Here is an 8,600-nt window from a genome sequence, read left to right as displayed (position 1 = left end):
AGTCCATAACACCTGTTTTTCTCCTATATTAAGTTATAACAGAATGTTTGAATTATCACTTTTTAAACAAATTTTGTGAGGTTACGCAAATAAAAAATATCACCCTCTATAAACTGAATCTTTTTCTTTTTGGTATAACATGCAAAGTGAAAAACGTGCGACCGATTATTTCCGTATCCAGTAAACAATTCCGGTTATTGCACCGCCAATGACTCCGACCTCAAGCAGACCTGCCCCTGTTATCAGCAATCCCGCTTTAAAATTTTGTCTTCTTCTATACTTCAGGAATTCTTTCCTGATCGGGGTATTTGTTTCGAATTTCTTCAGTGATTTAACGGCACCTCTTTCGTGAATCTTATTGAACAAATAGGATCTTTCATCCGGGAGTGCCTCCACCAGACCTAAAAAGAGAGCCGGCCGTTTTTCCGCAACTGTGTTCAACATGACATCCTGGTATTCATCATACGGAAGCACATGGATCGGGCGGCTTAATAAATTATTCTTCAGCTCTTCCGGTGTAAGTGTTTGTATGTTTCTTTCAATAGAATCATTAAGGGAAATCAACCGATTGTTTGTAGATACCAAACTGTCAATTAGCAATTTATTTCGTTCAGCTGCAAGCAATTCAAATGTTTCGGGAGATTCCTGCTTGAAATTCATTGATTCCCAAATCGCGTAATCTCCCGGCCGGTAAGAGCGGTACCGGTATTCTCTGAAAAGCGGGTAATTGCTTTCGATCTTTTCTATTTCCTTCCTGTAAAGCATTTGCCAATAGGTATGATTGATCACTTCATACACTTTAGAAGGATTTTCCAGTTTCTTTGCAGCAAATGTATGGCGGTCTTTGATCTTTCCGTTTTTCAGTTTACTCACCCGGTAATATTTGTAATCATAAGAAACAGCGTATTGCCCGTTTGAAAATAGAATGCCTAAACTATCCAGCTGACCTTCGAACCGAATCACCGGTTCTAATTCCCACTCTTCGGAAACCCAGCTTTCGTACTTTGAAAACTCATACAAGGTGCAGGTATTTCCTTCAAATTTAAAAGCATACTTGTTGTCTGAAGTCTGATAAAATACTTCCGGAGTCTGCGAAAAGGTAATTTTCACCAAGAAAATCGATATTAGGAGCAGGCAATTTTTCATACAATAACCATACAGTTTACCCGAAAGTTGGTTCATTAAAAATGATCAAAATCTTTGAATCACCAATATTCATACCTATAGCTGACCGCCATATACGGATTTTCCGGACGATCGTCGAAGTCGTTGTATTGTACGATTTTAGCTACATTATCCCATTTATCGTAGATATATACTTTCAGCCATAAAAAACTTTTATCTCCTGTGTTGCGCGCTATTTCTTCACGGATCAGCCCTCTCTTATTGTATTTAAAAGCATACGTGCCGCCCAGTTCACCCGAACAGGTATTTTTAATCTCGCGTCCTTGTTTGTCGTATTTGTAGACAACTTTTGACCGAACGGTTGAATCCGGATTAAAACGCGTCCATTTTTCGAGCCTGCCGGACCCATTTCGTTCGTATGCATCCCAAAACCGGATTTTTTGATCTGCACCTCTGCAGATATCCTGGTAGTTGAACCCTTTTTTAGTGTAACAAGGTTGAATGGTAAAGTCTATTTTATTATCGGGTTTACAGACTACGATCATGTGGATGCTGTCGTTATTGTTATAGATAAACTCTGAAATGGAATGGCATTTGTTCCCCAGGAAATAGGTGACTTTTGTCTTCCTCCCTTTTGTGTCATAAACATATTCGTTTTTGTAATCGATTCCACCCGATTCTTTATAGGTTACATCCGAAAGGAGCAGTCCTTTCTCATCAAATACCTTCCGTTCAGACAGACGGAGCCGGTTCTCTTTCCCGGAATCAAAGCCGGATTTGAAAACAAGGATTTGTTTAAGCGTTCCTGCCTCCAGGGTATCTGCAGAATTACAGGCAGCCAGTAAAGCAATTAACAGAAAGCAAAAAATAGATTTCATGAAGCCAACATCAGTAATTAATCCGTTTTTTGATCCAGATGGTTTCCTTTTTAATGGCAAGGGGAAGTTGTTTCCTTCTTTTATAAAACAGTGTTCCGGTTATTGCCAGTGTAATAGTGGCGATCCTGAAAATATTTGCGTAAAATCCGCCCAGGGCATTCTCCGAAACGGCAAAAAGCATCCAGGACAGATTCATAAAGAAGTGCAGGAATATGGGGACCCACAAGTTATAATTCCATTCGGCAAACAACCACGCAAAAAGTACTGCTCCCATAAAAGTGGTCGAAAAAATACCGATTAAAGTAGGAATATCATCGCTTTGATACAGGTGCATTGCTGCAAACAGGAAGGCTCCCAGTAAAACAGCGGGAACAAATCCCAGTTTGGTAAAACGGAATAACTGACCGAAAAGAAATCCGCGAAAAATGAACTCTTCAAAAAATGCCGCCGCAACTCCGGAAATCAATACATCTTCAGTAGTTAAAGCAGTGTTGAACGGAAAGATACAGGCAAAACCTATGAACATGGGAAGTACACAAATAAAGGGAAATAGTACTCCTTTGAGGATGGAGCGGTTCAATCCCAATGTGGTTTGACAGCGTTTAAATTCGTTGATTATGGATGCTCCCAGAACAATAGGTATCGAAACAATGATGTAGACCAATAAATGACTGGTCCCGAGGTCAGGGACAAATCCATTGACCCAGATTCTGAGCTCCGAAAAATAAGTCCGGGACAGGAGAAAATAGAATCCAAAGGATAAAAGCGTGATGACAATAACACTTAAGGACCTATTCATTGATGTGAATTTGGGTTTATGATGATTTAAAGTACCTATTCCATTTGGATCAGGCAACAATTTTAACGTTCCTGTCACATCATTTAACTGATTTTGTCTAATTTTACATCATCAACTAATGACTAACTCATGAAATCATTTCTTTGGTTACTTTCTTTTGTTTTAGCAAGCGCTTCTTTCGGACAAGCGGGTCTTCCCGATACGACTTTTAATCAATGGAGGGTTCAGCACTTTGGTAATGGGTTTGAAAATAACGATCTATCATGGGGAAATGTTGAAATGGTGTATGCTGTAAAAGTCCAGCCTGACGGAAAAATACTGGTAGGCGGAAATTTCACCACCTATAATTCAAAGCCTGCAAATCGGATTATTCGTTTGAATCCGGATGGAAGCTGGGACAAAACTTTTCAAACATCCGTTCAGGGATACAATGTAACAGAAATTGAGGTTCTTGCAAATAATCAAATCCTGATTGCCGGAGACTTTAACGAGGTAAACGGGACTGCTGCTTACGGAATTGCTTTACTGAACCCTGACGGTCAATTGGCTTCCGGTTTTTCCAGCGGTACCGCATTTATCAGTGGGAATTGGTCTCAAGCCGGTATTATGGGGCTAACGGTTCAGCCGGATCAAAAGATTCTTGTAACCGGAAGTTTCACGACCTACAACGGAGTACCCTGTAACGGAATAGTCCGTTTACTGCCAAACGGTTCTATTGATCCCTCTTTTAACACCTCAGGAGTAGATCATTATATCTATAAGATCCTTGTTCAACCGGATGGAAAATTAATTGCAGCGGGGTATTTTACTAACTGCCAGGGAAATACAGCCGTTAACATTTGCAGACTAACTGCCAATGGTGATTTTGACCCCACATTTCAGCCAGGCATAAGCACCAATACTTCCGCATTTATTTTTGATATTGCATTCCAATCCAATGGAAAAATCCTTGCATGTGGTAATTTCAGCAGCTTCAACGGGCAAACTTTTGGAGGTCTGATGCGCTTTAACGGTGATGGAAGTATCGATCCTGCTTTTTTAGGAGGCACCAGTACGTTTCCTTACATCAGACGGTGCCTGAAAGTTTTACCGGATGACTCCTTTTACCTGGGAGGTAATTTTCTAAGTTATTCAGGTGGGATTCAATCTCCGAGATTTCTTGTCAAAGCAAACCCGGATGGTGTCTATGATTCAAGCTTCCCTATTGCAAATGCATTTAATGTCGATTCACAAACACCTGCGGAATACCAGATCATGAGCCTGGATGTTTTGAATGACGGAACCGTGATTTGCGGCGGTCAGTTTGATGAATACAACGGTGTTTTGGTAAAAGACCTGATCCGCATCAAGCCGGATGCTAAGTTGGATTACAGTTTCCTTCCGTTTGTTGGTTGTAACAATACCGTATTCTGCACAGCTGTTGACCAAAACAACCGCATATTGGCCGGAGGATCTTTTACGATGTACAACAATGAAGCCCACGGAAGATTCATCCGGTTGAATGAAGACGGTACGATTGATCACAGTTTCAATACAGGTACCGGCGCAGACGATGAAGTCAAATCCATTGCCGTTCAATACGATGGAAAAATAATCCTCGGTGGAAAATTCAAACACTTTAACGGGGTCAGCAGAAATTCCATTGTTCGTCTCAATACAGACGGATCTGTTGATATGGATTACGACCCCGGAAATTCTTTCATAACTGTCAACGGAACTACAAACTGGGTCAATGCTATTAAACTAGAGGCTAACGGCAGTTTGTTAGTTGCAGGAAAGCTTCATTACGTGGACCACAATTCTGATCTTCGAAATATGGTTACCCGCTTTTATGAAAACGGACTTTTAGATGGGGACTTTCATCCACCATTTGCCTCTTATCAGGAAGCGGACTTATTAGAGATACAACCCGTAGCCAATAAGATTTTAGTTGCAGGCAGGCTGTTTTATGGTATTCATCAATTAAATACAGATGGGACTCTCAATACTGTTATCAACCAATCAGAACAAACTATTTCATTAGCTGTAGATAACCAGGATACTATTTATTCATCCGGCCTCTATGATCAGTACTATCCCGGACTATTGAAGAAATATAATCCACATGGGATTCTTATTGGGAGTTCGAATGTTCCTGCAGAATCGATGGCTTTTCTTCCCAATGGAAAAATACTTGTTTATAACACAATTACTCTAATCCGTTTAAATCCGGATCTGAGTACAGACAATTCTTTTGAAAGTCAGGATAATACTAGTACTTCCAGTTGGGGTATCCATTCGATTAGTTTGCAGCAGCATGGTCAAATCATTATCGGAGGTTTTTTCAAGCAATACGGTGATGTTATTACGAATCATATCGGCCGGGTGCTCAATGATGTTTCCTATGTTCCATTCATTAAACTCACATTTCAAGCCGTTGAAGATATTTCATGTGCAAACCCAGGATCTGCCAAAGCAATCGGGTATTCGGGAACTCCGCCTTACTCCTATTCCTGGAATACGGTTCCTGTTACCAACGATTCTATAGCAACTTTTACAAGTCCGGGTATTTATTCCTGCACGGTAACCGATGTCTATGGTGACAGTAAAACAGCTAGCATTCTCATTACCGGGAATCCGCAAAATAATTTCGAGCTAAGATCATTTAGCATTCCGGGAGAATTCAGACCCGGTTTTCACAGCACTTATGTGGTAGATGCATTTAACGACGGTTGTGTACCTGTTTCGGGACAGTTAAAACTAACGTATGATAATTCGCTGGTCTCTTTTGTAACAGCAACACCCAATCCTTCCACGGTTAATGGGAATACACTGATTTGGAACTTCCAGAACTGGACTGCTGATTCACCTCATTTTACTCCGCACATTCAATTTCTGACTTCGGTAAATGCTCAGATCGGAGATTCTGTTGCTTTCCAAACAGAATTAACACCTTTGCAAAATGATTTTGATTCCACTAATAACCTGGTGTCTTATCTTTTCCCGATTGTAAATGGATTTGACCCGAATGATAAAAAAGTGTATCCGGCAGGAAAATGTGAAGAAGGTTACATCGACACTGATCAAAAACTTACTTACCAAATCCGCTTTCAAAATACCGGGAATTCGGAAGCTATCAATATCAATGTGGTCGATCAGTTGAATCCCAATCTGGATATCAGATCGGTAAGAATCATCGCTAAAAGTCATCCGTGCTGGACAGAAGTACTGGCAAACAACACCCTGAAATTCCATTTTGATGAGATCCATCTGATAGACAGCAATGCCAATGAGCCCTTAAGTCATGGGTATCTTGTTTTTGAAGTTGCTTTGAACCAGAACTTATCACTTCCACACAACACCCCGATCTCCAATCACGCTGAAATTTATTTTGATTTCAATCCGGCGGTAATTACCAATAGTGTTTCAAATACGATCTATAGAAATTCCGGTACGGAATTGGAAGATTTTGTTTGTGATCCTGAAACTTCACAAGCAACGGTAAGCGAAACAACAGTTTATCCGAATCCGACATCAGGAAATCTGACAATCGCATTCGCAGCGCCGGAAAAGACCATTAAATCAGCTGAATTGGCAGACAATCAGGGAAGAATCATTTATGCATACTCCGTTGATTCCGATAAATTAGTCATTGACATGAGTCACCTAACATCCGGAACGTATCTTCTAAGAGTCACTTATCCTGATCGAAAGGAAGTTATCCGTGTATTGAAAACGCTTTAGTTCCTCGTTCTGATTGATGTTCTTTTCCAAAAAGACAGTTGTTTTCTTCCGCTTTTTTTGTGGATTTAGAATAGTAAACTTCTCTCTTTTAAGGTTCATCACATTCGGAATGTGTTTTCAAGAACAATTGATCAAACTTCCTGTTAATTGCTGCATCATTTTTTACGTGCACAATCTGATCGTTTACCCGGTTACTCCAGCCAAAAGTAACTAACTCTACGCGTCCGTACATCATCCAGTCGGGATCATGCGACTCTCTCTCGAAGCGTTCCATTAAATAGTCAGGAGAAGCATTTTTCTTGCATTGTTCTTCTACCAATGTTTTCCAGGCAGCTATTAATTTCGTTGAATCACCGCTTGTTAGTGCAGTTATCAGGTCCGGACAATATTTGGAGAATCGATTTCCTTTGAGCACATTCGGAGTCGTATAGGCCTGGATACAGATCCGGCTCAAATCGTATTCGTCTTTCATTGCTGCAAGGAGTCGTTCTTTGATCTTTATCCAATACGGATCATTTACAATCTTCAGATTCTGAAGCTGCTTTCTTTTCGTTTGATATTCCAGGTCCAATTCCTTCAAACTGCTCAAATCAGCTATTTGGTCCGGTTTAAAGGCCACATCTTTTACTTCCAGCAGAACGCTTCCGGTCATTTGTAACAACTGACGGGTTCCTCTTAATTCTTCTTCGGTATAAAGACGCGTATTGAAAGTACTCTCATGCGTACACAATTCGGATTCCCACTTAAAAACTGCCGTGGAATCTTTTTCTGCGGGCACTGCCTTATTTTCCGGTTCTTTAAAAAAATCAATCTTTTTTTCAGGTTCTTTCTCCGGATTGGAACATCCTGAAATAATGGAGAGAAGGAATAGCGCCGTAAAAGATATACGCATAGGTATTGTTTATTCCACCAAAGTTACATCTTTGATAGCGTCAAACTGAGGTTTCAGTTTCCATTCTCCGGCCTTATCGATCAATCCCCATTTTCCATTTAATCGCGCGGCTGCATATCCGTTATGAAAATCACGCACAGCTTCAAACTGCGGTTTGATCACCCATTCTCCCTTTTCATCAAAGAAACCAACTAAACCGCCTTTTTTTCCATCAGCCAAACCTTCCGAAAAATCACCGAAGGATTCCGAATCAATGGTTAAGATTTCTCCCGATTTATTCACGTAGCCCCATTTTCCGTTTTTCTTCACACGCGCAAGGCCGCTAGCAGGATCAAATTCTTTTCCCGCTTCAAATTCAGGTTTAATAATCCATTTTCCTGTTTTATCAACATATCCCAATTTACCATCCATCGTTTTGACCCAAGCTAATCCATCTTTAAAGTATCCAACTGTTTCAAATTCAGCAGGAATAACCACCTTTCCTTTCGTGTCAATAAATCCAAACTTTTTGCTGTTCATTCTTACCGGAGCCAGTCCTTCTGTAAATTCCTTTACGTCCATTACTCCACTTTCAAGAGCTGTTTCGTTCCCTTTTGTATCAACTACAAAAAATTGCTTTCCTTTAGCGACGGTTGCATATCCACCATTAAAGTCACTTCCGTTATCATACAGGGCCTTAATGATTAATTTTCCTTCATCGTCCATATACCCCCATCTTCCATTTACCTGAACCAGGAACAAATGGTCATTGAAACCACTCACATTAAATCCCAATCCGTCTTTAATCTTAAATGATGCCGGATCAGTCGTTAATCGCTGGTTCTTTAAATCGATGAAATGATACTGGCGTTCTTTCTCATCGTAAATCACCGCAAGTCCATTGGAGGAAAACGGATAACATTTTTCATATTCGGCAGGAATAACCAATTCACCATCAACATTGGAGTAGCCCCATTTGCCTGTTTCGAAAGTTTTTACCTGAACGACAAGTGTTTGAGCCTGAATTAAAAGAGCATTCACTAAAAAAGCAGATGCAAGAAGTATTTTTTTACGATTCATGGTGTTTCTATTTTTAACAGGTTAAAGATAACTGAAAAGTCCTTAATACAGACAATCACATTCAAAAGGCTCAAAAAGTTCAAAATTTAAATGGAACGGTACAAAGCAAGCTTAGCTTCCATTT

6 protein-coding genes are annotated in these 8,600 nt (G+C 40.2%); 1 reads left to right on the top strand and 5 read right to left on the bottom strand.

The genetic code is table 11. The features are described from left to right. Positions 1 to 165 precede the first annotated feature (165 nt). The 3 genes from QZT69_RS01085 to QZT69_RS01075 are packed head-to-tail and all read right to left on the bottom strand — an operon-like array spanning position 166 to position 2,802. On the bottom strand, positions 166 to 1,146 hold the full coding sequence (locus tag QZT69_RS01085) for a hypothetical protein (protein WP_294669710.1): 981 nt from the start codon (positions 1,144 to 1,146) through the stop codon (positions 166 to 168). 59 nt (positions 1,147 to 1,205) lie between these two features. Next, positions 1,206 to 2,003, bottom strand: a complete 798-nt coding sequence (locus tag QZT69_RS01080; RefSeq protein WP_294669708.1) for a hypothetical protein — start codon at positions 2,001 to 2,003, stop codon at positions 1,206 to 1,208. A gap of 10 nt (positions 2,004 to 2,013) precedes the next feature. Then, positions 2,014 to 2,802 (bottom strand): CPBP family intramembrane glutamic endopeptidase, encoded by a 789-nt coding sequence (locus tag QZT69_RS01075; protein WP_294669706.1) that lies wholly within the window; start codon positions 2,800 to 2,802, stop codon positions 2,014 to 2,016. Positions 2,803 to 2,931: 129 nt separating this feature from the next. On the opposite strand from QZT69_RS01075, the gene QZT69_RS01070 reads away from it, so the two are divergent. Continuing rightward, a complete protein-coding gene (locus QZT69_RS01070; protein ID WP_294669705.1) occupies positions 2,932 to 6,525 on the top strand; it encodes a T9SS type A sorting domain-containing protein in 3,594 nt (1,197 codons plus the stop codon). 88 nt (positions 6,526 to 6,613) lie between these two features. Here the strand turns inward: QZT69_RS01070 and QZT69_RS01065 are convergent, their stop codons facing one another. Both QZT69_RS01065 and QZT69_RS01060 read right to left on the bottom strand, forming a co-directional pair. After that, on the bottom strand, positions 6,614 to 7,417 hold the full coding sequence (locus QZT69_RS01065; protein ID WP_294669704.1) for a hypothetical protein: 804 nt from the start codon (positions 7,415 to 7,417) through the stop codon (positions 6,614 to 6,616). Between the two features lie 9 nt (positions 7,418 to 7,426). Next, on the bottom strand, positions 7,427 to 8,476 hold the full coding sequence (locus QZT69_RS01060; protein WP_294669702.1) for a WG repeat-containing protein: 1,050 nt from the start codon (positions 8,474 to 8,476) through the stop codon (positions 7,427 to 7,429). Positions 8,477 to 8,600: the final 124 nt, after the last annotated feature.

This window comes from uncultured Fluviicola sp. (assembly GCF_902168135.1).
Lineage (GTDB): Bacteria > Bacteroidota > Bacteroidia > Flavobacteriales_D > Crocinitomicaceae > Fluviicola.
The sequence above is the reverse complement of the archived record's forward strand: the minus strand, read 5'-3'. Positions and strand labels throughout refer to the sequence as shown.

Bases quoted from the DNA above. Each gene is read 5' to 3' on its own strand.
- QZT69_RS01085 (WP_294669710.1), bottom strand. From the start codon at position 1,146: ATGAAAAATTGCCTGCTCCTAATATCGATTTTCTTGGTGAAAATTACC.
- QZT69_RS01080 (WP_294669708.1), bottom strand. From the start codon at position 2,003: ATGAAATCTATTTTTTGCTTTCTGTTAATTGCTTTACTGGCTGCCTGT.
- QZT69_RS01075 (WP_294669706.1), bottom strand. From the start codon at position 2,802: ATGAATAGGTCCTTAAGTGTTATTGTCATCACGCTTTTATCCTTTGGA.
- QZT69_RS01070 (WP_294669705.1), top strand. From the start codon at position 2,932: ATGAAATCATTTCTTTGGTTACTTTCTTTTGTTTTAGCAAGCGCTTCT.
- QZT69_RS01065 (WP_294669704.1), bottom strand. From the start codon at position 7,417: ATGCGTATATCTTTTACGGCGCTATTCCTTCTCTCCATTATTTCAGGA.
- QZT69_RS01060 (WP_294669702.1), bottom strand. From the start codon at position 8,476: ATGAATCGTAAAAAAATACTTCTTGCATCTGCTTTTTTAGTGAATGCT.